Origin of the sequence: Micromonospora sp. NPDC048947 (assembly GCF_040649495.1) — a bacterium.
Lineage (GTDB): Bacteria > Actinomycetota > Actinomycetes > Mycobacteriales > Micromonosporaceae > Micromonospora > Micromonospora alfalfae.
Genome location: NZ_JBEZFO010000013.1, coordinates 120628 through 145020, shown reverse-complemented (window position 1 = coordinate 145020; position 24393 = coordinate 120628). Strand labels below are relative to the sequence as shown.

The window sequence follows — 24393 nt, the reverse complement described above, 5'->3', positions numbered from 1 at the left end:
CTGAGGATCGGTTCCTCAGTTCGCGACTGCGGGGCTGGCAGACCCGGCTCACTCCTCGCGTTCACAGCGACTCCCCCAGGTAGGCCTCTTGCACTGTGGGGTTGGCCATCACCGTCTCCGGGGTGTCGCAGGCCAGCAGCGCGCCGTGATGCATGACGGCGATGCGGTCGGCCAGTTCCAGGATGACGTCCATGTGGTGTTCGACCATCAGCACCGCCCGACCACTGTCGCCGGTCAACGACTTGATGACGGCCACCAGTTCCGGCACGTCCTCGGCGCTGACCCCGGCCATCGGCTCGTCCAGCAGCATCACCCGCGGTTCACCGGCGAGCAGCAGGGCGATCTCCAGCTTGCGCTTCTCGCCGTGGGCCAGGGTGCCGGCGAGGGCCGTACCCCGGTGGGCGAGGCCGACCCGGTCGAGCGCCGCGTCGGCGGCGGCGGCGACCTCCCGGTCGGCCGCCGCCCGCCGCCACAGTGCCATCGAGCCCCCGCGGTGCGCCTGCACGGCGAGCCGGACGTTCTCCCGCACGCTCAGCGAGCCGAAGACCGAGGACGCCTGGAAGGTACGGCCCAGACCGAGGCGCGCCCGCCGGTGCGGCGCAAGCGCCCCGATGTCCTGCCCGTCCAGCACGATCCGGCCCTCGGTCGGCCGGCGCAGGCCGGTGATCAGGTTGAACAGTGAGGTCTTACCGGCGCCGTTGGGCCCGATGACGCCCAGGAACTCCCCGGGCGCCAGGTCGAGGTAGACGCTGTCGACGATGGCGACCTCACCGATCCGCCAGGTCAGACCGCGGGTGGCGAGCATGGTCAGCCCTTCATGGCCACGGCCGGCGGCGCGGTCTCGTCACCGGTGAGGCTCTTCTGCGCGGTCGCCGTGAACGCGGTGCCGCTGCCGGTCAGCTTGGCCTGGAACATCGGCTGGAGCAGCGCGTGGTCGGCGGCCCGGATGGTCATCTTGCCCTTGACCCCGTCGAAGCTCCAGCCCTCCAGGGCGGTGACCATCTTGTCGACGTCGTCGCCACCCTCCTGCGCGGCCCGGACCACCATCTGCGCGGCGGCGAAGCCGTCCGGGTGGAACAGGTCGATGGTGTTGACAGTGGCCTTCAGCGCCTTGCTGGCCTCGGTGTCGCTGGCACCGTCGAAGTAGTGCGACAGGAAGGAGATCTTCGCGCCGGCAGCACCGAAGGTCGGCCACGAGGCGCGGATGTCGAGGCCGGTGACGACAGTGGTGGACGAGAGGACGCCCTGCTGGTCGAGGGTCTGCCACATGGCCGGGGCGGTGGTGCCCGCCCACGCCACGAAGAGCAGGTCCGGCTTCGCGGTCTTGATCTGGCTGGCGAACGGGGTGAACTCGGTGGCGCTGGCCGGGGCCCGGACGCTGCTCACCGTCGCGCCCGCACTGCCGATGACGGCCTTGACGGCGGCCTCGTTGGCGTCACCGAACGCGCCGTCCTGGGCGAAGACCACCACCTTCTTGCCGGTGGGGTCGCCGATGAACGACTTGGCGGTCACCACGTCCTGGTAGGACTGCCGACCGGAGCGGAAGGTGTACTTGTTCGCGCCGGTCACCGCGTCCGTGGCGGCCGGGCCGGAGATGAACAGGACCTTGTTCTGCGCCGCGATCGGCGCGACCTGGAGCGCCACACCGGAAGCTGTGGAGCCGGCGATGATCTTCGTACCCTTGCCGATCAGGTCCTTCGCCGCGGAGACGGCCTTGGCCGGATCGCCAGCGTCGTCGACCTCGGTCAACTCGATCTTGCGGTCACCGACCTTGCCGGTGCCCTGGGTGGCGAAGTCCAGCCCCGCCTTGAACCCCTCGATGTACTGCTTTCCGTAGCTGGCCAGGGCTCCCGACTGGGAGTACACCAGGCCGACCTTGACCGGGGCGGCACTGTCGCCGCCGCCGGTGGCGGTGTCCTGCGGGCTGCCACAGGCCGTGGCGGCCAGCGCCGCGGCCATCATCGTGGCGGCGGAGAGGAACGCCCGCCGCGTCGTCCGGACCGTCATTGCGACTCCACATGAGGACTCAGAGGGAGAGAACTTCTTCGTGACGGCTCACGCTAGAAGTGACGTCACCCACGAGCTATGTGGCGGAAACACACAAGTAACAGGAATGAGGTGGCCGGAGGTTACAGCGGGCCGCACCCCCATCCCCGACCCAGGCCTCCCGATAGCCTGGAGCGCCACCGGTGGACCGACCCATGTGTCTCCCCGGACCATCCGGCCTTAGCCGCACGGCCCGTCGTGGTCCGCCGGGCGCGGGCACCGCCGCCGGCCGTCGAGCAGGTGGTCACAGAAAACCCGATGTCGTACGCACTGAGCGTCCTCCTCCGACACCGTGGTCTCGGCCCGGTCCACGTCCGCGAGGAAACCCAGCGCCCGCGTTATCGCCCGCGCGAACCGCAACGCCCCCGGCAGATCAGCCGCCACCACCGGCAGGTGCACCACGAAGCGTCCACTCGCCATGCTCACCCTCGATCCGTTGACCTGGAGGGCGATCCGGCGCGCGGGTAGGGGACGCGCACCGGACCACCCGGCCCCACGCCCGCAGCTCTCGACAGCGGCGGTACGAACGCGGAGCCCACCAGAGGCCCGAACTCCGGGGTTTGCCGAACCAACCAGAGCCGGACACCCAGCAACCTACACCAATTACTTGTGTAGGTCGATGGTGTGCGGCAGCGACATCGCAGCCTGTTGCAGTTATTGGTGCAGGCCGGCATGATCGAGGAGCCGAACCAGCCGGAGTCCTCACCATGCCCACAGCAGAAGCGCCCTACCGACGCATTGCCAACGAGATCGCCGCGAAGATCAAGAGCGGCGAGTTGAAGCCGGGAGAGAAGCTGCCCTCCACTCGGGAACTCGCCGAGACCTACGCCGTGCACATGAACACCGCGTCGCGAGCGCTCTCCCTGCTGCACGACCGTGAGCTGATCACCGGACAGCCCGGGCGTGGCACCTACGTCGCCGAACAACCCCGCCGGTAGGCACTTTAGCGACCCCGAATGACCAATGAGGGCTCCAGCGCACCAAATCCCGCGTCAGCGCTACGCCTGTGTCAGATCATGGACTGAGGACTGCGCGACGGCCAATCACTAGGAAGTCGTCGGCGCTGCTCACTGGGCGTCCCCCCGATCGAATCCGCTCCGAGTGACCCCTTCCGTGGGGCAGCGGACTCAAGAACACAGCGCTACCTTCTCATGACCGCAAGTGAGTGTCACGGGAGGGCCGTTGTCCAACAACGACGAATTTTTCCGGTCGAAGAAGGCGGCGGCCGTACTGAAGCACGGCATCCTCAAGCGCTATCCCGTGGTCTTCGCCTCCAAGACAGGGCAGGGCAACCCGATCGTCTTCCTCGACGGCTACGCCGGCAGAGGCGAGTACGACGGCGGAGAGCCAGGATCTCCGCTGCTGTTGTCCCGGTGCGCCGAGTTCGTTCAAGGCTTCCGCGACGTGCTCGCGTTCTTCGTCGAGCAGGATCCGGACAGCTACGCGAACCTGGAGCAGGTGCTCCGCGACAAGGGCGGGGTGGTTCGACGTGAACTTCGCCAGGGCACCCTTGACCAACACCTGCCCGAGGTGCTGGCCTTGGCCAAGGGTGCCTCGCTCTTCGCCTTTCTCGATCCCTTCGGGCCGGCTCTTGACTTCGATCTGATCCGGACGCGGCTGCTCGGGCGCCCCAACTGGCCACCGACCGAATTGCTACTGCACTTCAGCGTTTCCACCGTGGCTCGGATGGGACGGGCCGTCCACGTTGCCGAGAGTCGATCGGGTGGGCTGTCGGAGAGCGACCGGAGGACAGCCGCGCGATTGGATCGATTCTTGGGTGGCGGCTGGTGGCGCAGCTACTTCGCCGAGGTGTCGGATGCTGGCGATGACCAACGCGCCACGGACGTCGCACTCCGGGTTGCGGACAGGTACGCCCGAGATCTCACCCAGGGGTCCAACTACCAGGCGGTGCAGATGCCGGTGCGCCCACGCCCCGGTCTCGCCCCGAAATACGTCCTCGCCCTGTTCACCACCCATGGCGAAGGTGCCTGGCATTTCGCCGACACCCTCGGTAAGGCTGGCGTCGAATGGGAGGAGGCGTAGGTCCGGGAGCAGATCCGCCGGGGCGACCACGTAGCGGAGACGCTGTTCGGCGACGGTCCCGTCTTCGACGCCGAGCAGTACAAGGCCGAGAACGCCCCTCGCTGGTCAGGTGCGATCGAGCGGAACATCATCAAATTGCTCGAACAGACTTCTACGGTCAAGATCGTCGATCATGTGCCAGAGATCTACGGTGACGTACTTGGGCACGCTTGGGCACCACACGTACGACAGGCCGTCAAGTCGCTGCATCGACAGGGCCGGATCAGCAGCCCCGGCACGGGTGACTTCTGGAAGGAAGTCCTCTGGCGGCCTTGAGCCGTAGCCCCACCCGCGGCGGCCCTATGCCTGCACAAGTAGGCGCGGGGCCGGCATTTCGTCCCAGGTCCGACCGTCGAGGTGCCGGCCGCCAAGTTTCGGCGTACGCCCGCCCCACTGCTTGAAGAAGAAGGCGGTGCCAGCAGACACGCACTGATCCCGGAGGTCACGCACCCACGTCGGCTCCATCGGGCGGCAGCCCTGCCCCGACTCGCCCCCCGCGATCAGCCAGTCGATGTCGTCGAGATCCAGGTCGACCAGTGGCCCCAGCAGCGGCTCGGCCGAGATGAAACGTACCGCAGCCGGCACCTCGCGGAGCTGGGCGACCCGTTCCCGCTGAGCGTGGTCCTCGACGCTCACGCCCATCCAGACGTTCGCCGGCCAGTCGATCTGATGGGCGACCTTCGCCAGCCTGGCGGCGCGCTTGGTGAGCACCTGGAAGGTATGCCTGGGGGTTTCGCGCATGACAGCGAAAACCTGTTGCACGTAGGTGAGTGGAACCCGGGCGTGGAACAGATCCGACATGGAGTTGACGAAGACGGTCCGTGGGTCACGCCAGCGACGAGGAATATCGAGGGCATCAGGGTGCAAGGCGACGCCAAACCCGGGGCCCGAGGTGCGTGGGTCCCCATCGGTCTGATATTTGGCCGAGCGCATGGCTTTCAAGCGCTTAGCGAGAGTCATCGCATAGCAGTTATCGCAGCCCGACGAGATGCGGTCACAACCAGTGGTGGGATTCCAGGTTGCTTCCGTCCACTCGATGGCGCTCTTGTCTGCCATGCGCTTCTCCTTCCGCTCGACGGGCCCATACTGTCGAACAACCGTACGCATGGGAAGGGTTGCGCGGCGTGTCGGCCCGCCATCTTCGCTGGCAATGAAGCCGCCACCAGGGGCCGGCAAGCACGCAGGCCAACTGCGGGGCCAGACCAATTGAGACCTGCGCAGTGGTGTCACTAGACGTTGGTGGCCACTACATCACGCTCGATGCGATTCGGAGCAAGCGCGATTCGTCTGCGGCATCAACTCCATAGCGTCCGCGAGGCGCTGCCCGCGCCCGTGGGCCCACCTGGCCGGACCCCTGGGTGGGCGGACATGCCGCTGGCCCGCCGTCCGGGTGGCGGACGACGGGCCAGCGCGTGGGACCGAGCCAGGTCGGCCCGGTGACCGGCCGGGAGCGGGTCAGCTCCGGGCCGAGGATCGGAGTGGGTCAGTGGCCGGGGCGGGCGGCGAGGGCCGCGAGGGCGGTGTCCGGATGGTCGCTGAAGACACCGTCGAGGCCCAGGCCAAGGAGATTTTCGTACTCGACGGTGATGTCGCCGCGCGCGTTCGGGTCAGCGCCGATCCGGAGGTCCGCTGGGAGGAACTTGTTCTCGGCGCGGAACGTCCAGGAGTGCACGAGAGGGTACGTCGCAACGCCGTCTCCTGTCATCGCTGGTCCGGTTAAGCAGACCGCCCCTGATTTGCCAGGAGCTGGTCGATGGCTGGCCGGCAGATGAATCTCCGGAATGTCCGTTCCCACTCCAGGGCCGCTGGCGGACAGGAAGATTGTCTGGTGCGCCAGTTCTTCCGCAATCCCGTGCGACTGGTGCCGTTCGCGTTCCTGGTGCCGATACTGCTCGGCACCCTGTTGCTCATGGCGCGCTGGGCGACAGTGGAACACGAACGCGCACCCGTGGTCACAGCGCTCTTCACCGCCACCTCGGCTGTGTCGGTCACCGGCATGGCCATCACCGACACGCCGAACTACTGGTCCGGCGCGGGACTGGTGGTGATCACCCTGCTCACCCAGCTCGGCGGCCTCGGCATCCTCACTGTCGCGGCGTTGGTCATCCTGGTGGTCTCCAGCCAGCTCGGACTGCGCAACCGGTTGCTGGTGCAGGCCGAAACGGCCGAGTTCGGCATCGGTGAGGTGGGCCGGTTGCTCCGCCGAATCGCGCTGACCGTCTTCGCCTGCGAGGCGGTGATGACAGTGCTGATCGCCGGTCGGCTCTGGCTGGCCTACGACTATCCGTTCGGGCAGGCCCTCTGGTCGGGCGCCTTCCACGCCGTGCAGGGGTTCAACAACGGCGGCTTCGCGCTCTACACCGACGGGCTCCTGGCCTTCAGCCGTGACCCGTGGGTGTCGCTGCCCCTGGCGATCGGCGCGATCATCGGCGGTCTCGGGTTTCCCGCGCTCTTCGAGGCGGTCCGCGAGTGGCGGCAGCCGACGCACTGGGCGGTGGCGACGAAGTTGACCATCTGGGGCAGCGCGGCGCTGCTGCTGGTCGGCTTCGCCGGCCTGCTCGCCGCCGAGTGGACCAACGCGAGCACCATCGGCCAGTACGACGTACCCGGGAAGATCCTCGCGTCGTTCACCCAGATCGCGCTGAGCCGCACCGGCGGCTTCAGCGTCCTGAACATCGCCGACCTGCAGGAGGAGAGCTATCCCCTGCTGATCGTGCTGATGTTCATCGGCGGCGGCAGTGCCAGCACGGCCGGTGGCATCAAGGTCTCCACGTTCTTCCTCCTGGCGTTCACCATCTGGGCGGAGTTGCGGGGCGAGCCCGACGTGACGATCGGGCATCGGCGGGTGGCCACCGCGAGCCAGCGGCAGGCGGTCACCGTGGCGCTGCTCAGCGTCGCGTTGGTGACCGCCGGGACCATGCTGTTGCTGCTGCTCACCGAGGGCGTCCGCTTCGTCGCGGCCCTGTTCGAGATCACCTCGGCGTTCAGCACCACCGGTCTGACCATCGGTCTGGCCGCCGAACTGCCGGCCGGCGGCCAACTGGTGCTGACCGTGCTGATGTTCATCGGCCGCGTCGGGACGCTCACCCTGGGGTCGGCGATCGCCCTGAACACCCGACGCCGCCTCTACCGCTATCCCCAGGAGCAACCCATTGTCGGCTAGGGCGTGTTTCGGAAGTGTCGGCCGGCCCGCACGCCGGGACCACACCCTTGGGAGCAGGGAGGGCCGAGGTGTCGGCTAGACGAGCGGACAGCGGCGGCGTCGTGGTGATCGGGCTGGGTCGATTCGGTTGCCACCTGGCCGGGTCGCTGACCCGGATGAACCGCGAGGTGTTGGCCATCGACCGCAACCCGGCGAAGGTGCAGCGCTGGTCGGCGCAGCTCGACCGGGTGGTTCAGGCCGACGCGACCGAGGAGGGGGCGCTGCGGCAGCTGGGCATCACCAGTTTCGGGCGGGCGGTGGTGGCCATCGGGGCCTCGGTGGAAGCGAGTGTGCTCACCGTGTTGGCGCTGGTCGAGCTGGGTGTGCCCCAGATCTGGGCGCGGGCCACCTCGCAGAAGCACGCCAAGATCCTGGCGTCGGTGGGCGCGCACCACGTGATCTTCCCGGAGGCGGAGACCGGGGACCGGGTCGCGCACCTGATCGTCAGCCGGTTGCTCGACTTCATCGAGTTCGACGACGACTTCGCCATCGCCACCGTCCGGGTGCCAGAGTCCCTGGTCGGGCGCACACTGCTCGACCTGAAACCGGAGGAGCGCTTCGGGGTACGCGTGGTCGGTGCCAAGCTGCCGGGCGAACGCTTCCGGTACACCTCCGACGACACCACGCTTCCCCTGAACGGGGTGCTCATCGTCGAAGGTGGGATCGACCAGGTGCAGCGATTCGCGGGGTTGCGCTGAACTGCTCCGCAGGGCGAGATCGACCGGGGCCGTCGAACCAGTTGGTCCGACGGCCCCGAAGCATGGCGAAACGGTGTGGCCTGCTCACTTCCGGTGACCACCCGGCCCCTTGGTCACCTTCACGCTTTTCCCGGACCACCACCGGCAGCCTTCGCGGGCTTCGCCGGGGCCTTCGCCGGCTTCGGCGGCTTGGCCTTCGACGCGCCGCCGCCCGAACCGGAGCCGCTGCGCACCTTCGCTGCCTTGGGCGGAGCCTTCGGCGTGGCGGCCTTGCTCGGCGGGGCCGTGGACGGCGCGCTGCCGGCGACGCCGGAAACCCGAACCCCGCAGGTCGCCTCGCCGAGCCGGAACTCCACAGGCAGCGGGTTCGCCCCGCTGTACCTACCCGTGAGGGTCACCTTCTCGGCCGCGCCAGCGGCCAGCGTGGTGCGCTGGGCCGCCGGTCGGATCAGCACCGTGCTCCCCTGCTGGTGCACCGGCGCGGGCTCCGCCTTCGTCACCTTCTGCTGCCCGGGGAAGGTGAAGCTCATCGCCCAGTCCCGCAGCTCACGGCCACCGGTGTTGGTCAACGTCAGCTCGGCGGAGAACTCGGTGCCGGAGTCGGAGCGCAACGCGTACGCCACCTCGCAGGGCACCGCCGCCGGCAGACCCATCCGCGCCTCGGTCGTCGGCCGGTCCCCTCCGCTGGCCGGGCTGCGCGAGGTGAACCCCCACATCGCCCCGGTGACCGCGATCAGCCCGACGGCGGCCACTCCGGCCTCCACCCGTCGACGCCGGGTCACCCGCTGCTGCGTCCGACGGTCCCGGTTGCGGGTCCGCGACAACGGCAACGCGTCGGTCGCCGCCGACCAGGGCAGGATCGTGGTACGCGCACTGCCGAGCATGGTCGCGTCCAGCGGCCCGGCGGCCGGGGAGACCGGCACCGCCGCGAGCATGCCGGCCGCCTCGGCGAGCGTCCGGGTCAGCTCGGCGGTGGCCGGTCGGTCGGCGGGCCGCTTGGCCAGGCAACGTCCGACCAGGTCGGCCACCCCGTCGGGCAGCCCCGCGACGGTGGGCATCGGCTCCGGGTCGTTGTACATGTGGGCGCGCAGCATCTGGGTGGTCGTGCTGGCGAGCCACGGCAGTCGACCGGTGAGCATCCGGTAGAGCAGCAGTCCAACGGCGTACACGTCGGTGGCCGGGGAGACCTGGCCGTTGTCCAGCCGCTCCGGGGCGAGGTACGCGGGGGTGCCCAACAGCGTGCCGTCCGGGCCCTTCTCGCTCTCCCCGACGAGCGCGGAGATGCCGAAGTCGACCACCTTGACCCCGGTTGAGGTGAGCATGACGTTGCCCGGGGTGACGTCGCGGTGCACCACCCCACGGGCGTGCGCGGTGGTCAGCGCGGAGCTGACCTCGGCGCCGATGGTCACCGCCTCCCGCCACGGCAGTTGGCTCTCCCGACCCAACCGGCTGGCCAGCGAAGCGCCGTCGACCAGCTCCATCACCACGTACGGCACCGTCAGACCGACCTGCTCGGACTCGCCGTAGTCGTACACGTTGGTGATGTTGGGGTGGCAGAGCCGCGCGGCGGCCTGCGCCTCGATCCGGATGCGGTGGCGGAAGGCCCGGTCGCTGGCCAGCCGGGAGGCCAACACCTTCACCGCGACCTGACGACCGAGCACCTCGTCGTAGCCACGCCAGACCACCGACATGCCGCCCGCGCCGAGTTGTTCGATCAGCCGGTACCGCTCATCGAGCAACTGCGCGCCGTTCCGGTCCCCACCACCCATGGTGAGCGATGTTGCCCAGGAACGGCCCGCCTACACCTGGAGTATCGGAATCGGTCAGGATTGTCACCCGATCAGGCGGTGGCCAGCAGCTGATCCACCGGGGCGTAGTCGTCGGTCAACACCATCGCCCCGTCGACGAAGTCCGTCAGCGCCGCACCGGACAGCAGGCTGACCTTCGGATCCACCTCGGCCAGCCGGACCCGGACAGCTTCCAGCGGCAACGGCGCGTCGGAGCCGACGATGAGGAAGTTGGAGCCCTGCTCCTGGGCGAGCGCTTCCGGCGGCGCGATCAACGCGACGTGCCCGAACTCGGCTGCCACAGTGGCCAACTCGGCGCGGATGAACCGCAGCGGCGGGTAGTCGATGACGTTCTGCACGTACACGCCGCCGGGGCGGGTCACCCGCCGGACGTCGGCGGCCATCTCCCGGGTGGCCAGGTGCCAGGGCACCACCAGGTGCCCGAACGCGTCCCCGACCACCAGGTCGCGGCTGTCGGTCGGCTCGCCGGCAACGAGCATCCGGGCGTCACCCACCACCGCCCGCAGGTCCGGCCCCGGCCGTACGCCCAGCTCCTGCTCACCCAGCTCGACCAGCCCGCCGTCGATCTCGAACACCAGGTTGTCGGTGCCCGGTCGGGTCGCGGTCAGGTAGCGCGGCACCGTGAAGCCACCGCCGCCCAGGTGCAGCGCGTCCAGGCGCTGACCGGCCGGCGCGGCGACGTCGCCGACCGCGCCGATCCACTTCGTGTACGCGTACTCCAGGTGTTTCGGGTCGTTGAGGTCCACGTACGAGTGCTGGGCGGAGTTGAGCAGCAGCGTCCGCCCGCTGGGCCGGGCGGGGTCCGCGGTGACCCGGGCGCAGTGGTACGCCGTCTCGATGTCGCACGGGTTGGGTGCCACGGTGGTCAGCCCCGCCCCGGCCAGGCCGAGTACGGCCAGCGCGGCTCGGGCCCGGGCCGGACCGGGCAGCTCGGTGGGCTCCTGCCGGCGCAGGTACCAGCCGAGGCCGATGCCGACCAGCCCGAGCGCGAGCGCCAGGGCCAGCAGGATGACGGTGCTGCGCAGCGCGGCGACCAGCACGAACCCGGTCAGCAGGGTTGCGGTGATGCCGCCCAGGGTGCCGATCCCGGAGAGTCGACCGACCACCTGGCCGGTGCGGCGCAGGTCGGCGAGCTGGAGTTTCACCACCAGCGGGGTGACAGCTGCCAGCAGCGCGGCCGGCACGAACACCGCCAACGCGACAAGCAGCAGGATGCCGCTGGCCGCACCACCGCGCAGCACCTCACCGGCGTACCGGACGACGGGCAGGGTGACAGCGGTGGCGATGCCGGCCAGCACCAACGCCGGCGCCAGCAGGCCTCGCGGGTTACGCCGGTCGGCCAGCCAACCGCCGGACCACGCGCCGTACGCGATCGCGGCCAGCGCGATGCCGATCACCGAGCTGGTCACCTGAAGGGTCACCCCTACGTACGGGCCGACCAGGCGCAACGCGACTGTCTCCAGCACCAGCACGGCACCGCTGGAGAAGAACACCAGGAATGCGGCCAGGCCGTTGGGCAGCGCCCGGCCGGTGACCGGCACGGGCGGGGCCGGGGGCGCCGGCAGGGCCGCTACGTCGGACGGTGGGGAGCTCATCGTCGCGATGGTACGCAGCGAAGCTGGTGCTCCGGGTCAGTACATAGAGAGATGAACATGGTTCGTGTGGGACGCCGCCGGAGAGCCGCTTCCACTGTACGAACGCCAACCGGTGCCGGGATGCCAGATCTGCCGGTACCAGATCACGTAGAGCACGCCGAGCCGGTCGGCGTTGCGCACGTGCCAGGCGGCCAGGCTGTCCCCGTACGCCTTGTCGCCGCCGGTCGCGTTCTTGTCCTCGAAGCCGTTCGTGGCGGCCGAGAAGTCGCAGGCCCGGCCCTTCGGATGCTCGCCGCTGCCACCACTGCGCTTGCAGGAGACGTGCCGCTTGTAGCCGGCCGCCTGGGTCTGCTTGAGCGCGTTGAGGGTCCGCGGAGTGATGCACCCGGAGGTGGTCGGGTCCTTCACCGAGCAGGACTCCGACGGCCAGGACCCGTCGGAGTTACGCGGCGCCGGCTTCGCCGAGGTGGAGCTGCCACCGCTGAAACCGTTGCTGCCGCCGGAGCTGACCTCGGCGAGCGCCTCCTCGGCTTCCTTCTTCTTCTTCGCCATCACGGCGAGTTGCTTCTGCTGCTCGCGGACCTCGGCGTCGATGGCGACCTTGGCCTGCTGCGCCTGCTGCCGGGCGTCGGTGAGGTCACGCAGCCGCTTGCTGTCCCGCTGGGCCATCAGGTCGAGGTCGCCCGCGCGTTGCAGGAACGCCTCCGGTGTGGCCGTGTTGAGCAGCATCGAGACAGCGCTCAGTCGACCCACCCGGTACGACTGGGCGGCCACCTCGCCCACCTGGCTGCTGAGCCCGACCAGCCGACCCTCAAGCGTCGCCAGTTCGCCGGTCAGCGCCGTCTGGCGACGCTTGGAGTTGTCCAGCTTGGCCTTGGCCTCGATGTGACCCTTGGCGGTCAACTCCAGCGCGTCCTGCAACTTCTTGCTGCCACCCTCGCCAGGCTCCGCGTACGCGGGCACGGCGGCACCGCCGAGCACCAGCGCGACGGCGGCGAGCACTGCGAACAGAGCGCGGCGACCGAGCCGCGGGCTGAGCCTGGTCCTGGGCACGAAAGCGTCCTTCCGTAGACCGCCGGCCCCCGATTGACACTGCACGGCGACGCCGGTCGGCGGCCTGCTTGCGGAGACCGCCGGTCACGATACCGGACTGCGGGCCGGTGACCACCCCTCTGACCCTCGAGCTGCCCCGATGTCGACGCAGCGTCCCGACGGGGTCGCGCAGCGCGCCGATCAGATGGTGAGCAGCGCGTCGTGCACCTCGGCCCAGACCTGCTCGTTGGCCGCCACCAGCAGACCGCGGCCGTCGTCGGCGGGGTGGTAGTCGACGCCGTCGAACCGGCGGGCGACACCCCCGGCGGCCCGGACCAACAGGGTGCCCGGGGCGTGATCCCAGGGCAGGGTGCGCCAGAAGAGGACGAACTGCTGCTCGCCGGTGAGGATATCCAGGTACTCCCGACCGGCGCAGTGCAGACCGGGCAGCAGCTCACCGAGCCGCCGACCGCCCGCGCGGACCCGGTCGCGGGTCTCCGGCGGCAGGAACTTGGTCATCGCCGCGCCGCGCAGCTCGCCGAGCGGCGGCACCGCGCCGGCGCCGTCGACCGGCCGACCGTTGAGCAGGGTGCCCTCCTCCGCCCAACCTGCGGCGAGCGTGTCGGCGAGCGGGTCGAGGATCCAACCGGCGCTCGGCCGACCGTCGCTCAGCAACGACACCATCAGGGCGAACGGGCGGCGACCGGCGGCGAAGTTGGCGGTGCCGTCGACCGGGTCGACCAGCCAGACGTCCCCGCCGTCGCGCAGATGCCGCAGCAACCCCGGGTCGTCGGCGACGCCCTCCTCGCCGACCACCATCGAACCCGGCCGCAGTCGCCGCAACCCCGCCGAGAGCAGCTCCTCGGCCCGGCGGTCGGCGACGGTGACCACCTCTCCGGGTGCCTTCTCCGACACGTCGTCGTCGTCGAGCTTGCGGAACAGTGGCAGCACGACCTGGTCGGCGGCCTCCCAGAGCAGGTCGCCGACGTCGTCCAACAGGGTGTCAGCCACGCGGCGGCAGCTTGACCACGCTGACGAAGAACTCGTCGATCTGACGGACCACCGAGATGAAGCGCTCGAAGTCCACCGGCTTGGTCACGTAGGCGTTGGCGTGCAGCTGGTAGCTGCGCAGGATGTCCTCGTCGGCCTGCGAGGTGGTGAGCACCACCACCGGGATCCGACGCAGGGTCTCGTCCTTCTTGATCTCCTCCAGCACCTCCCGGCCGTCGCGCCGGGGCAGGTTCAGGTCGAGCAGGATCAGGTCGGGCGCCACCGCGTCGGCGTACTGGCCTTCCCGGCGCAGGTAGGCGAGCGCCTCGGCCCCGTCGGAGACGACGGTCAGCCGGTTACGCAGCTTGTGTTCCTCGAACGCTTCCTGGGTCATCAGCACGTCACCCGGGTCGTCCTCGACGAGCAGGACCTCGATCGGGCTCTTGCCATCCGCCGGCGCGGTCATCCCACCGTCTCCCTCATGTCACCCGTTCTACCGCTTTCCAGCGTCTCGTCGGCCCGGTCCGGCTGGTCCGGCCCGTCGGCCTGCTCCGTCAACGCTGCCGGAGCCTCGGTCGAGGGCGTCGCGTCGCCCGCTGTCGGGGCGTTCGGCTCCCCGGCGGAATCGGCGGCTTCCGCCGCCGCGACGTCCTCGGGAAGTGCCGGCAGGGTGAACCGGATCGCGGTGCCCTCCGGCACGTCGGTGTCCACCCAGACGCGGCCGCCGTGGTACTCGACGATCTTCTTGACGATCGCCAACCCGATGCCGGTGCCCGGGTACGCGTCCTTCGAGTGCAGCCGCTGGAAGATCACAAAGATCTTGTCGGCGAACTCCGGCTCGATCCCGATGCCGTTGTCCTGGCAGGTGATCTCCCACTCGGCACCCACCAAGCGGGCCGAGACGTGCACCTTCGACGGCACGTCCGGGCGCCGGAACTTGATCGAGTTGCTGACCAGGTTGGCCAGCAGGTTGGTGAGCAACGGTTCCTCACCCGAGATCACCGGCAGACCGGTCCAGGTCAACTCGGCGTCCGCGTACTGCCGGGCGGCCTCGGTCTGGCCGGCCACGTCGCCCATCACCTTGTTGAGGTCGACCTCGACGAAGCCGGTGGTGAGCCGCCCGATCCGGGAGAACGCGAGCAGGTCGTTGATCAGGCGCTGCATCCGTTGCGCGCCGTCCACAGCGAAGGCGATGTACTGGTCGGCCCGCTCGTCGAGCTGCCCGGCGTAACGGCGCTGGAGCAGCTGGCAGAAGCTGGCGACCTTACGCAGCGGCTCCTGCAGGTCGTGCGAGGCCACGTACGCGAACTGCTCCAGGTCCCGGTTGGACCGGGTCAGCTCCTCGGCCTGCTTCTGGAGCTGACTGTTGACCCACTCGATGCGCTCGCGGGCGGCCCGGACCTCGGCCAGGTCGGCGGCGATCTTCTGCCGCATCGCGTCCACGTCCTCACCGAGCCGGATGAACTCCGGCGGACCGAGGGGGGCAATGCGGTGCTGGTAGTCGCCCTCGGCGACCTCGCGGACCTGGGTGGCGAGGCCGGTCAGCGGCCGGACCACCATCCGGTCCAGCGAGAGCAGCAGCACCGCCCCGGCGACGACCACCACCAGCGCGGCGACGATCAGGAGAACAACCAGGATGTTGCTGCTGGTACGGACGTTGGTGGCGGTCTGCTCCCGGGCGGCCAGGACCTCCTCCTGGAGGTCGTTCACCGCCAAGCGCACCTCGTCGAACTGCTGCCGGGCCGCTTCGGTGACCAACGCCTGGCCGGCGTTGGTGCCGCTCTGCTCGGTGGTGGTGATCACCGGCTCCGCAACCGACTGTCGCCACTGCGTGACACGCTCCTCGACGGTCCGCAGCTCCTGGCTGATCTCCGGATAGTCGTCGAGCAGCGTCCGCATCGAGGCGACGACGCTCTGCTCCTGGGCGAGCCCTTCCCGGTAGGGGTTCAGGTCGTCCCGGTCGCCGCTGACCGCGTACCCGCGGATCGCCGTCTCCTGGTCGAGCAGCGCGTTGAGCAGTTCCTGGGACTGCACCCGCAACGGGCCGGTCTCGTTCAGGACCGCGTCGATCTGGGTGCGGTTGCGGGCGGCCATCGCCGCCTCCGCGCCGGCCAACCCGACCAACAGGAAACCCACGACGGCGAGCAGGGTGATCACCCGGCGGCGCAGACTCCAGCCGCCGACCACCGGCTTCACCGGCCACCGCCCCGGCTGACCAACAGCATGGCCACGTCGTCGGCGAGCGGGCCACCGTTGAGCCGCTCGGCCCGCCCGACGAGCCACGCCGGCAGCTCGGGCAGGGACACCGAATGGTTGGCCGGCTCGCCCAGCAAGCCACTGAGGCCGGGCACGTCGAGCCGTTCGTTGCCGGCGCCCACCCGCCCCTCGATCAGGCCATCGGTGTACATCAACAGGGACCAGTCATCGGTGTCGAACTCCAGGTCGTAGGCGATCGGCCGGCGAGGTCGTACGCCCAGCAGCAGGCCGCCGGGCGCGGGCACCGGGGCGACCCGGCCGCCGGAGAGCAGCAGCGGTGGCGGGTGCCCGGCCAGTCGGACGGTGGCCCGGTTGGCGTCCAGGTCCAGTCTGACGGTGGCCACCGTCGCGAAGATCTCCTGGAGGCGGCGCTCACTCATCAGCACCTGCTCCAGGGCGGGCAGCACCTCGTCGTCCGGCACCCGGGCGAGCACCAGGGCCCGCCAGGCCACCCGCAGCTCGACCCCGAGCGCGGCCTCGTCCACCCCGTGCCCACAGACGTCGCCGACGATCAGGTCGAGGCGGTCCGGGTGGGTCTGCACCACGTCGAAGAAGTCTCCGCCGATCAACGCGGCGTGCCGGCCCGGCCGGTAGAAAGTGTGCACCGCGACCAGGTCGGTCGTCATCAGCGGTTGGGGCAGCAGGCCGCGTTCGAGTCGGGCCGACTCGGCCTGGCGCAGCTCGACCTCGCGCAACCGGCGGGCGTTCTCGTCGGCGCGCTTACGCTCCACGGCGTAGCGCAGCGCCCGGGTCAGCAGCACCCCGTCGACCTGGCCCTTGACCAGATAGTCCTGGGCGCCCTCGGCGACCGCCACGACGCCCAGGTGCTCGTCCGTGCGCCCGGTCAGCACGCAGACCGCGGCGCCGCTGGACATGTCCAACACCTGGCGCAGCCCGTCCAGCCCCTGCGCGTCGGGCAGGCCCAGGTCGAGCAGGACGCAGTCGACGCCGCTGATCCGCTGCCGCGCCTCCCGGAGGCTGGTGGCGACCAGCAGGTCGATCATCGAGTTCGTCTCGGCGAGCAGCTCACCGACCAGGAAGGCGTCGCCCTCGTCGTCTTCCACCAGCAGCACCCGCAACCGCTCACCCGGCGGCAGGTTGGCGTGCCGCGCCAGGCCACCGTGCGGGTACGGCACAACTGGGGAACCGGCCAAGCCGGCCCCCCGGTGCGGCCGGGTCACCGCCGCGAGACGCGGGAGTTCGCTGGTGATGTCGGGCTCCTTCCGAGTGCCCTGCTGATCCTGTATTAGACAACGGTCGCACACAACACGATGCCTGCGGCGCGGGCGGGGATGGGGCGCGTCACTGCTCGGCCGTGGACAAACCGGGCGGCTGACGGACACGGGACGTACCGGCCATCCCATCCGCAGCCACCGACGGGCAGGATGATCCCACCCCAGGCCCCACCACCCCCCGAGGAGTCCCCGTGGGCGCACCCACCACCCCGGCCACGACGGGCACGCCGACCCGTCCGATTCCGGGCGTACCCCCTGCCAGCCGCGCGCTGACCCGGCCGCGTCGGCGGCTCGTGGCCGCCGCGGCGGCGTTGGCCGCGCTGGCCGCGGTCGCCGCCGGCAGTCTGCTCGACCTGCGCACCCCGGCCCCGAAGTCGGCCGACGCGCCGGCTGACGCGTTCAGCGCCGGCCGCGCGTACGAGGACGTCCAGGTGATCGCCGCCCGGTCGCACGTCGCCGGCAGCCCGGCCAACGAACAGGTCCGCGCGCACCTGGAGCAGCGGTTGCGGGGGCTGGGCCTGGAGACCGAGGTGCAGGACACTGTGGCACCGGAGGCTGGTCAGCTCAGCGGGGCCGCGGGCGGGGCGACAGTGGCCCGGGTCCGCAACGTGGTGGCCCGGCTGCCCGGCACCGACTCGACGGGTCGGGTCTTCCTGGTCTCGCACTACGACTCGGTACAGACCGGGCCGGGCGGCAACGACGACGCGGCCGGCACGTCGACCATCCTGGAGGTGGCCCGCGCGCTGACCACCGGCCCTCGGCCGCGCAACGACATCGTCTTCGTGCTGACCGACGCCGAGGAGGCGTGCCTCTGCGGCGCGGCCGCGTTCGCCGCCAGTCACCCGCTGGCCGCCGACGGCGGTGTGGTGCTCAACCTGGAGGCGCGGGGCTCCACCGGGCCGGTGATCATGTTCGAGACGTCCCGGAACAACGCGAAGTTGGTGGACATCTTCGGCCGGGCCGCCCCCCACCCGGTCGGCACCTCGTTCGCGGTGGAGATCTACCGCGCGCTGCCGAACGACACCGATTTCACCGCCTTCCTCGATCACAAGTTCGTCGGGCTGAACTCGGCGTACATCGACGGGGGCGCGATCTACCACACGCCGTTGGACACCCCGGCCGCCATGGACCGGGGCAGCCTTCAACAGCACGGGGACAACGCGTTGGGCCTGGCCCGGGAGTTCGGTGGCACCGACCTGACCAACCTGCGCTCCGGGCATGACGCCACGTACTTCCCCGTTCCCGGCGGGCTGGTCCGCTACCCGGGCTGGCTCACACTGCCGCTGGCCCTGCTCGCGGTGGCACTGGTTGCCGCCCTGGGCTGGGTGACCCGCCGGAGCGGCCGGGCCAGCATCGGCAGGCTGGCCGCCGGCTTCGCACTGGCCCTGGTGCCGATCGTCGCCGCGCCGGTCGCCGCCCAACTGCTCTGGCTGGCGATCACCGCGATCCGACCGGGGTACGCGGAGCTGCTCGACCCGTACCGACCGATCTGGTACCGGCTGGCCGTCCTGGCGCTCGCCACCGCCATCCTGTTCACCTGGTACGCGCTGACCCGCCGCCGGATCGGCCCGGCCGCGCTCGCCATCGGCGGGCTGGCCTGGCTGGCAGGGCTCGGAGTGCTGCTCGCCGTGGCGGTGCCGGGTGGGGCGTACCTCACCACACTGCCGGCGCTGGCCGGCGCGCTCGGTGGGCTGGTCGCGCTGCGTACCCGGCAGACCGGGCCGTGGCCGGTGGTGGCCGTGACCGCCGCAACGGCCGTCGGTGTGGTCATCCTGCTGCCCACAGTGGTGCTGCTCTTCCCCGCGCTCGGGATGGGCATGGGTGGGGTGGCCGCGCTTGTCGCGGTGCTGCTCGGCCTGGTCGCCCTGCCGGTGGTCGACCTGCTACACCCGCAGGCCGGCGGCCAGCGTGGTCTGCTCGCGCTGCGGGCCCGGCGGCTCGCGGTGCTGCCGGCCGGCGCCGCCGCGGTGGCGGCGGTGGTGCTCGCCGGGGTCGGCCTGGCCGTCGACCGCTTCGACGCCGCCCACCCCGCCCCGACGCACCTGATGTACGCGATGGACGCCGGCACTGGCCAGGCCCGCTGGCTGAGCGACGAAACCGACCCGCAGCCGTGGACGGACGGCTACGTGGACGTGGTGACCAGCGTCGAGGACGACTTCCCCGGGCTCGGCGGCGACGCGCTACGGACCGGGCCGGCGCAGGCGGCGAACCTGCCGGCGCCGAAGCTGGAGGTGCTCGCCGACAGCGCCGTCGCCGACGAGCGCACGCTGCGATTGCGACTCACTCCGCAGCGGGCGGTCCGGGTCGCCACCCTGCACGTCGAGACGGTCACCGCCCGGGTGCTGCGGGCCGAGGTGGCGGGCCGCACGGTGCCCGCACAGCAGGGTGGGCGCCGGTGGGGCTTCGGAGTGGTCTTCCATGCTCCGCCCCCGGAAGGTGTCGAGATCACGCTCACGCTGCAGCGGTCCGCGGCGCCGGTGCCGATTCGGGTAATGGACGCCAGTGACGGGCTGGACGGGCTGCCCGGCTTCCGCCCCCGACCGCCGGCCGTCGGCGTTGTCGGGTCGCACACCTCCGAGATGCTGGCGGTCGCCCGCACCTATCCCATCTGACGGACGGCCCGGTGGTCCGGCGGAGCGATTCAACCGCCGGACCACCACCTTTCCTCGCGACCGGAAATGCCACCTGGCGTCGATTCGGTCAGCCCACCGGTTCGGGTTGGCCGGCACCGATCCGGTGCCAACGATTACCGTCGTGGTCGGTGAAGGTCAGGTCCACCAGAACTGTGTCGGCAGCGCGGAGCCGGTGCTCCGCCGCGACGGTGACGAACAGGTCGTGCACGTCCCGGCCGGGAATCCGACGGACCTCCTTCGCAGCGGCCAGCACCACCGGCGGGGCGTCCGGATCGTCGGGCGGAACGAGTCGAGTCAGCACCACCACGTCCAGCACCGGTGCGTCACTCTCGTTGGCCACGGCGACCCGCAGCACCGAGGTGCCGCGAATCTCGGCCACCGCCGAGATCAGCCGAGCCTGGGTGGCCCGGACCCGCAGATCGTCGTTGCGGCGGGCGCGGATTTCCCGCCGCAATCCGAGGTAGACGAAGAGCACACTGGCGATGGAGCCGACCGCGCCGAACCAGTCCGGCACGGAACCCCAGTCGATGACGTGGTGGATTGGCGGCCAGTTCATAAGTCCATCGTGGATGCCCGTGTCGAGTGGCGCGCACGGCGGATCGGCCGGAATCAGCGGCGAATTGGGAATTCCGGCACCGATTCTGGTCAGCCGGGCGGCCTGAACGGAGAGTGTGCAACCCAGTACGGGGATGGATACGCTTGCGGTCGACGTGGTGCGCGTGGCAATCCCTCCGACTGTCCACCAGATGGAAAGGATCATTAGCCGCCGACCCATTGTGAATTCGCCACCGAAGGGGGACCGCATTGACTGCGGACGTTCCACCCGACGATGCCGGCGTGCCTCGGCCTGCGTACGACCGGCCGAGTCGGGTCTCCGTCGATCCACCGCTCGGGCGACTGGACAGCCCCCTGCACGGGCGCGACGACCTGATCGACGAGATCGTCCAACCGGCGGATATCGCCCAGGGCCGGCCCACTGTGCACATCCTGTGCGGCATGGGGGGCTCCGGCAAGAGCCACGTCGCTCTGGAGATCGCCCGCCGGGCGCGGGCCGACGGCCGGACGGTCTGGTGGGTGCAGGCCGGGCGGCTCAACTCCGGGATGCGGGAGGTGGTCAGCCAACTCGGCGCGTCGGAGACCCAGGTCGACCAGGCCTGGGCGGGGATGATCAGCGCCACCGACCTGGTGTGGCGCTATCTCAACCAGGCCGCACAGCCCTGGCTGTTGATCTTCGACAGCGCGGACGAGCCCGCCAGCCTGGGCCCCACCGACGGAGTGCTCGCCGACGGCACCGGCTGGCTGCGCAGCCCGGAGGCCGACGACGGCATGGTCATCGTGACCAGCCGGGACGGCAACCGGGCCACCTGGGGCACCTGGTCGGTGCTGCACCAGGTGCGCCCGCTCGACGCCGACGCCGGCGCGCAGGTGCTCATCGACCGGGCCGGCGCGCAGGCCGGCGGCCCGGCCGACGCCCGGGAACTCGCCCGGGAGCTGGGCGGGCTGCCCCTCGCGCTGCGCGCCGCCGGCAACTACCTGCGGTCGGTGAACGCCAGCCCGGTCTGGCGCGGGTCATCCACCATCACCACCTTCGCCGACTACCGGACGGCCGTGCAACGTCGGTTCCGCTCACCGCGCGACGCCGCCGACGTCGACCTCGACGAGTCCCTCGGCCTGGAGATCGTCCGCGAGGTCGACGACATCTCACTGGACCTGCTGGCCCGCCGCCAACTTCAACAGAGCCGACCACTGCTCAACGTGCTGGCCTGCCTGAGCATCTCCCCGGTGCCCTACGAGGTGGTGCTCAAGCCGGCCATCCTGGCCGAGTCGCCGCTCTTCAAGGGGCTAACCGGCCGGCAGCGGGTGAAGGTGCTGGAGGGCATCGGCAACCTGGCCCTCGTCGACTTCGACGTGCAGGAGGACGTCACCGACCCGGCGTTCGCGCACGTGCTCTCGCTACACCCACTGGTGCACGCGATGTTCCGCGACCGCGACGAGGTGCGTGAGCAGATCGCCGAATACCACGGGCTGGTCATGAAACTGCTGCTCGCCGCCACCGAGGGGCAGAACCCGGACGACTCGGCGGCCTGGACCAACTGGGACGTGTTGGTGCCGCACCTGGTCGAGGCCGTGCGGGAATACCTCGTGCCGCAGAAACACAAGCACGACCCCGAGACGGTACGCCGCGCGCTGGAGCTGACCCGGCTCACCGCCCGCTACCTCATCGCTGTCGGCCTACCCGGGTCGGCATTCGACATCCTCGACCCGATCGTGCGCGGTTGCGCCGCGTACGACCACGACCTGGACCGACCGCAGGTGCTGGCGCTGCGCCACGAACTGGGCCGCACCTGGCTGGAGCGCAACCAACCGGAGATGGCCGACCGGGTGCTCCGCGAGGTGATCGCGGACCGCACCAGGGTGCTGGGCAGCGACGACGCCGACACCCTCGCCAGCCGGCACAAGCTCACCAAGGCGATCATGGCGCAGCGCCAGTGGCCGGAGGCCGAGCTGGAGCTGTGGCAGATCGTCGCCGCCGAGGACCAGGTACGCGGCCCGGAACACTGGGACACGATGATCATGCGGCACAGCCTGGCGCTGGCGGTGCTGGCCCAGCAACGGGCGCCCGAGGCCGAGGAGATGCTGCACGCCATCCTGGAGGTCCGCTACCGGTTGTGGCCGCTCAACCAACCGGAGACCTGGCAGGCCCGGCACACGCTGGCCCGATGCATGCAGGCGCAGGGCCGGCTCGCCGAGGCGGAGGCCGAGCTGCGGGCCACACTGGCCACCGTGGAACCCCGGCACGCCGACCGCAGCGAGGTGCTCGCCATCCGCTCCACCCTGGCCCTGGTGCTGCTGCTCGACGAGCAGGTCGACGCGGCGATCGAGGTGTACGAGCGGTTGCTGGCCGACCGTCGGCGACTCCTCGGCGACACCCACCTGGACACTCTCCAGGTCGAGCACGCGCTGCGCCGGCTGCGCGACGGCGACTGACCGGTCAGTGCGGCGCGGCCGGGCCCAGGTCGCTCGGGTCGGTGTTGCCACCACAGATGATCACTGCCACCCGCTCCCCCGGCTGCGGCACGTACGCGCCGCCGACCAGCGCGGCCAACGCGGCGGCACCACCCAACTCGGCCGCGACCCGCAGCTCCGACCAGAGCAACCGGCGCGCCCGCACCAGGTCCTCGTCGCGGACCAGCACTGACACCACCTCGGTCCGGCGGGCGGTGTCGAAGGCGATCTCGCCGATCCGCCGGGCACCCAGCGAATCGGTGGCGATACCACCCACCTCGATGTCGACCGGCCGACCCGCCTTGAGCGCCGAGTGCAGGGTGGGGATCTGCTCCGGCTCGACCGCCACGACACGTACCGAGCCACCGAACCAACTGGCGATACCGGACACCAACCCGCCGCCACCGACCGCCACCAGCACTGTGTCGATCCCGCCCACCTGCCGCTCCAGCTCGCGGCCGACGGTGCCCTGACCGGCCACCACCTCCGGCTGGTCGTACGCGTGCACCACCAACGCGCCGGTCTCCCCGGCCCGCTGGGTGCTCGCCGCCAACGCCTCCGCGTAGTGCTGGCCCACCTGGCGCACCTGGGCGCCCAACCCGGCCAACCGCTGCACCTTCACCGGCGAGGCGGTGACCGGCACGAAGACCTCCGCCGGCACACCCAACGACCGGGCGGCGTACGCGACCGCGAGGCCATGGTTGCCACCCGATGCGGCGATCACCCCGGCCGAGGGCAACGACCCCTGGAGCATCCGGTTGAACGCGCCACGCGGCTTGAACGAGCCGGTGTGCTGGTGCAGCTCCAACTTGAGGCTGAGCTGCCCGGGCACACCCAGATCGGCGCCGTCGACGGCGATGACCGGGGTTTCCCGGACCCGCCCCTCGACAAGAGCCGCGGCCGCCTCGACGTCGCTTCTGTCCACCATGGGGAAACGCCCTTCACTACGACCAGAGGGCCAGTCGACCGTCGTCGGTGAGCCCGACGAAACATCCTATGGAGATCCGTCGGCCATCCGACGCCTGACGCACCGTGTGATAGTGCCGCGGATCAAACAGAAAGCCCTCCCCGAGCGTGGGGCGCAACGTCAGCGACTGCGTGTCGGCCGCCACCGCCTCCTGGAAGCCGTACCCGCCGGGAACCCGCAACGGCTCGTCGTCCGGCTGCCAGCGCCGCCGCCACAGCACCGTCTCCCCACCGGCCGGTGGCACCCGGATGTAGATGTTGAACGCCAACTGGGCCACCACCTCGCTGTCGAGCAGCCGGCCCGCGTACTCCCGTACCGCGTCGTCGAAGTGCACCTGGAGCCCCGCGTTGATCTCGCGGACGATGCCGACGTGCATCTCCCGACCCTGCCGCCGCCCGGGTGCCACGTTCGGCCAGGCACCTCGGAACGCGGCCAGGCACAGGTCCCGGGGGGAGTCCGACAGGCCCAGCGTCGACCAGTTCTTCTCGGCCGCGTGGGCGGCTTCCCAGTAGTCCTCGCGGAGTTCACCGGCGGCCCGGTGGTCGTTGATGGCCGGACCGAACTTGGCGACGACGGGAAAGACCCGGCTCTCGTCGTAGCGGTCCATCGGCGCGTTCGCGAGCGCCGCGGTGATCGCCTGGCAGCGGGCCGCGGAGAGCAACCCCGGCACCCGTACGGCGGCCAGCCGCCCCGCGATGAGCCCGGCGACATCCGCACGGGTGATCGATTCTGATTCGACGGCGACGAACAAGGGATCGGTAGTGCTCGAATGCTGCACGGCGGTCCTCCCGTAACGAAGATCCCTCACCGGACTTGTCGCGCCCCCCGACCCGCGCACCGTGC

21 protein-coding genes are annotated in these 24393 nt (G+C 70.5%); 6 read left to right on the top strand and 15 right to left on the bottom strand.

Features of this window, described 5'->3' with window-relative positions:
• Window positions 1-61: 61 nt before the first annotated feature.
• The 3 genes from AB0B98_RS20010 to AB0B98_RS20000 form a co-directional block, all read right to left on the bottom strand.
• Entirely contained in the window at window positions 62-805 is a 744-nt protein-coding gene (locus AB0B98_RS20010) for an ABC transporter ATP-binding protein (RefSeq protein WP_238666894.1), read from the bottom strand.
• Window positions 806-807: 2 nt separating this feature from the next.
• Window positions 808-2007, bottom strand: a complete 1200-nt coding sequence (locus tag AB0B98_RS20005; protein WP_238666895.1) for a substrate-binding domain-containing protein — start codon at window positions 2005-2007, stop codon at window positions 808-810.
• Window positions 2008-2226: 219 nt separating this feature from the next.
• Window positions 2227-2466, bottom strand: coding sequence for a hypothetical protein (locus AB0B98_RS20000; RefSeq protein WP_357364404.1), 240 nt, complete (start codon window positions 2464-2466; stop codon window positions 2227-2229).
• Window positions 2467-2753: 287 nt separating this feature from the next.
• Between AB0B98_RS20000 and AB0B98_RS19995 the strand changes: the two genes are divergently transcribed.
• Window positions 2754-2984 (top strand): winged helix-turn-helix domain-containing protein, encoded by a 231-nt coding sequence (locus AB0B98_RS19995; RefSeq protein ID WP_357364402.1) that lies wholly within the window; start codon window positions 2754-2756, stop codon window positions 2982-2984.
• Window positions 2985-3228: 244 nt separating this feature from the next.
• Complete coding sequence (gene tcmP, locus AB0B98_RS19990) at window positions 3229-4089, top strand: three-Cys-motif partner protein TcmP (RefSeq protein WP_357364400.1); 861 nt, start codon at window positions 3229-3231, stop codon at window positions 4087-4089.
• A 339-nt stretch (window positions 4090-4428) separates the two neighbouring features.
• Here the strand turns inward: tcmP and AB0B98_RS19985 are convergent, their stop codons facing one another.
• Both AB0B98_RS19985 and AB0B98_RS19980 read right to left on the bottom strand, forming a co-directional pair.
• Window positions 4429-5184 (bottom strand): phage Gp37/Gp68 family protein, encoded by a 756-nt coding sequence (locus AB0B98_RS19985; protein ID WP_357364398.1) that lies wholly within the window; start codon window positions 5182-5184, stop codon window positions 4429-4431.
• Window positions 5185-5611: 427 nt separating this feature from the next.
• On the bottom strand, window positions 5612-5833 hold the full coding sequence (locus AB0B98_RS19980; protein ID WP_357364396.1) for a hypothetical protein: 222 nt from the start codon (window positions 5831-5833) through the stop codon (window positions 5612-5614).
• A gap of 123 nt (window positions 5834-5956) precedes the next feature.
• On the opposite strand from AB0B98_RS19980, the gene AB0B98_RS19975 reads away from it, so the two are divergent.
• Both AB0B98_RS19975 and AB0B98_RS19970 read left to right on the top strand, forming a co-directional pair.
• A complete protein-coding gene (locus AB0B98_RS19975) occupies window positions 5957-7291 on the top strand; it encodes a potassium transporter TrkG (RefSeq protein WP_357364394.1) in 1335 nt (444 codons plus the stop codon).
• A 68-nt stretch (window positions 7292-7359) separates the two neighbouring features.
• Window positions 7360-8028 (top strand): TrkA family potassium uptake protein, encoded by a 669-nt coding sequence (locus AB0B98_RS19970; protein WP_357364392.1) that lies wholly within the window; start codon window positions 7360-7362, stop codon window positions 8026-8028.
• 119 nt (window positions 8029-8147) lie between these two features.
• On the opposite strand, the gene AB0B98_RS19965 is transcribed toward AB0B98_RS19970, so the two are convergent.
• The 7 genes from AB0B98_RS19965 to AB0B98_RS19935 form a co-directional block, all read right to left on the bottom strand.
• Window positions 8148-9797, bottom strand: a complete 1650-nt coding sequence (locus AB0B98_RS19965) for a serine/threonine-protein kinase (RefSeq protein WP_357364390.1) — start codon at window positions 9795-9797, stop codon at window positions 8148-8150.
• 71 nt (window positions 9798-9868) lie between these two features.
• Window positions 9869-11431: a fused MFS/spermidine synthase gene (locus AB0B98_RS19960; protein ID WP_357364388.1), complete on the bottom strand. Its 1563-nt coding sequence runs from the start codon at window positions 11429-11431 to the stop codon at window positions 9869-9871.
• A gap of 36 nt (window positions 11432-11467) precedes the next feature.
• Complete coding sequence (locus tag AB0B98_RS19955; protein ID WP_357364386.1) at window positions 11468-12484, bottom strand: hypothetical protein; 1017 nt, start codon at window positions 12482-12484, stop codon at window positions 11468-11470.
• A gap of 180 nt (window positions 12485-12664) precedes the next feature.
• Window positions 12665-13474: an inositol monophosphatase gene (locus AB0B98_RS19950; RefSeq protein ID WP_357364384.1), complete on the bottom strand. Its 810-nt coding sequence runs from the start codon at window positions 13472-13474 to the stop codon at window positions 12665-12667.
• A complete protein-coding gene (locus tag AB0B98_RS19945) occupies window positions 13467-13919 on the bottom strand; it encodes a response regulator (protein ID WP_357364382.1) in 453 nt (150 codons plus the stop codon). Before AB0B98_RS19945 ends, AB0B98_RS19950 begins: the two co-directional genes overlap by 8 nt.
• Window positions 13916-15649 carry an ATP-binding protein gene (locus tag AB0B98_RS19940; RefSeq protein WP_357364380.1) on the bottom strand — a complete coding sequence of 578 codons (1734 nt, stop codon included), beginning with the start codon at window positions 15647-15649 and terminating at the stop codon, window positions 13916-13918. The genes AB0B98_RS19945 and AB0B98_RS19940 overlap by 4 nt, the downstream gene beginning before the upstream one ends.
• Entirely contained in the window at window positions 15646-16845 is a 1200-nt protein-coding gene (locus tag AB0B98_RS19935; protein WP_238667156.1) for a fused response regulator/phosphatase, read from the bottom strand. Before AB0B98_RS19935 ends, AB0B98_RS19940 begins: the two co-directional genes overlap by 4 nt.
• A 338-nt stretch (window positions 16846-17183) precedes the next feature.
• On the opposite strand from AB0B98_RS19935, the gene AB0B98_RS19930 reads away from it, so the two are divergent.
• On the top strand, window positions 17184-19556 hold the full coding sequence (locus tag AB0B98_RS19930; RefSeq protein ID WP_357364483.1) for a M28 family peptidase: 2373 nt from the start codon (window positions 17184-17186) through the stop codon (window positions 19554-19556).
• An 88-nt stretch (window positions 19557-19644) separates the two neighbouring features.
• Here AB0B98_RS19930 and AB0B98_RS19925 read toward each other — a convergent pair whose 3' ends face one another.
• A complete protein-coding gene (locus AB0B98_RS19925; RefSeq protein WP_357364379.1) occupies window positions 19645-20133 on the bottom strand; it encodes a hypothetical protein in 489 nt (162 codons plus the stop codon).
• Between the two features lie 281 nt (window positions 20134-20414).
• Between AB0B98_RS19925 and AB0B98_RS19920 the strand changes: the two genes are divergently transcribed.
• The gene (locus AB0B98_RS19920) at window positions 20415-22565 is read left to right on the top strand and encodes a tetratricopeptide repeat protein (protein WP_357364377.1); all 2151 of its coding nucleotides are present in this window, start codon (window positions 20415-20417) and stop codon (window positions 22563-22565) included.
• 4 nt (window positions 22566-22569) lie between these two features.
• Here AB0B98_RS19920 and AB0B98_RS19915 read toward each other — a convergent pair whose 3' ends face one another.
• Together AB0B98_RS19915 and AB0B98_RS19910 are read right to left on the bottom strand one after the other, a co-directional pair.
• The gene (locus AB0B98_RS19915) at window positions 22570-23511 is read right to left on the bottom strand and encodes a threonine/serine dehydratase (protein ID WP_266304376.1); all 942 of its coding nucleotides are present in this window, start codon (window positions 23509-23511) and stop codon (window positions 22570-22572) included.
• A 16-nt stretch (window positions 23512-23527) separates the two neighbouring features.
• Entirely contained in the window at window positions 23528-24328 is an 801-nt protein-coding gene (locus AB0B98_RS19910) for a proline hydroxylase (RefSeq protein ID WP_357364374.1), read from the bottom strand.
• Window positions 24329-24393 lie beyond the last annotated feature (65 nt).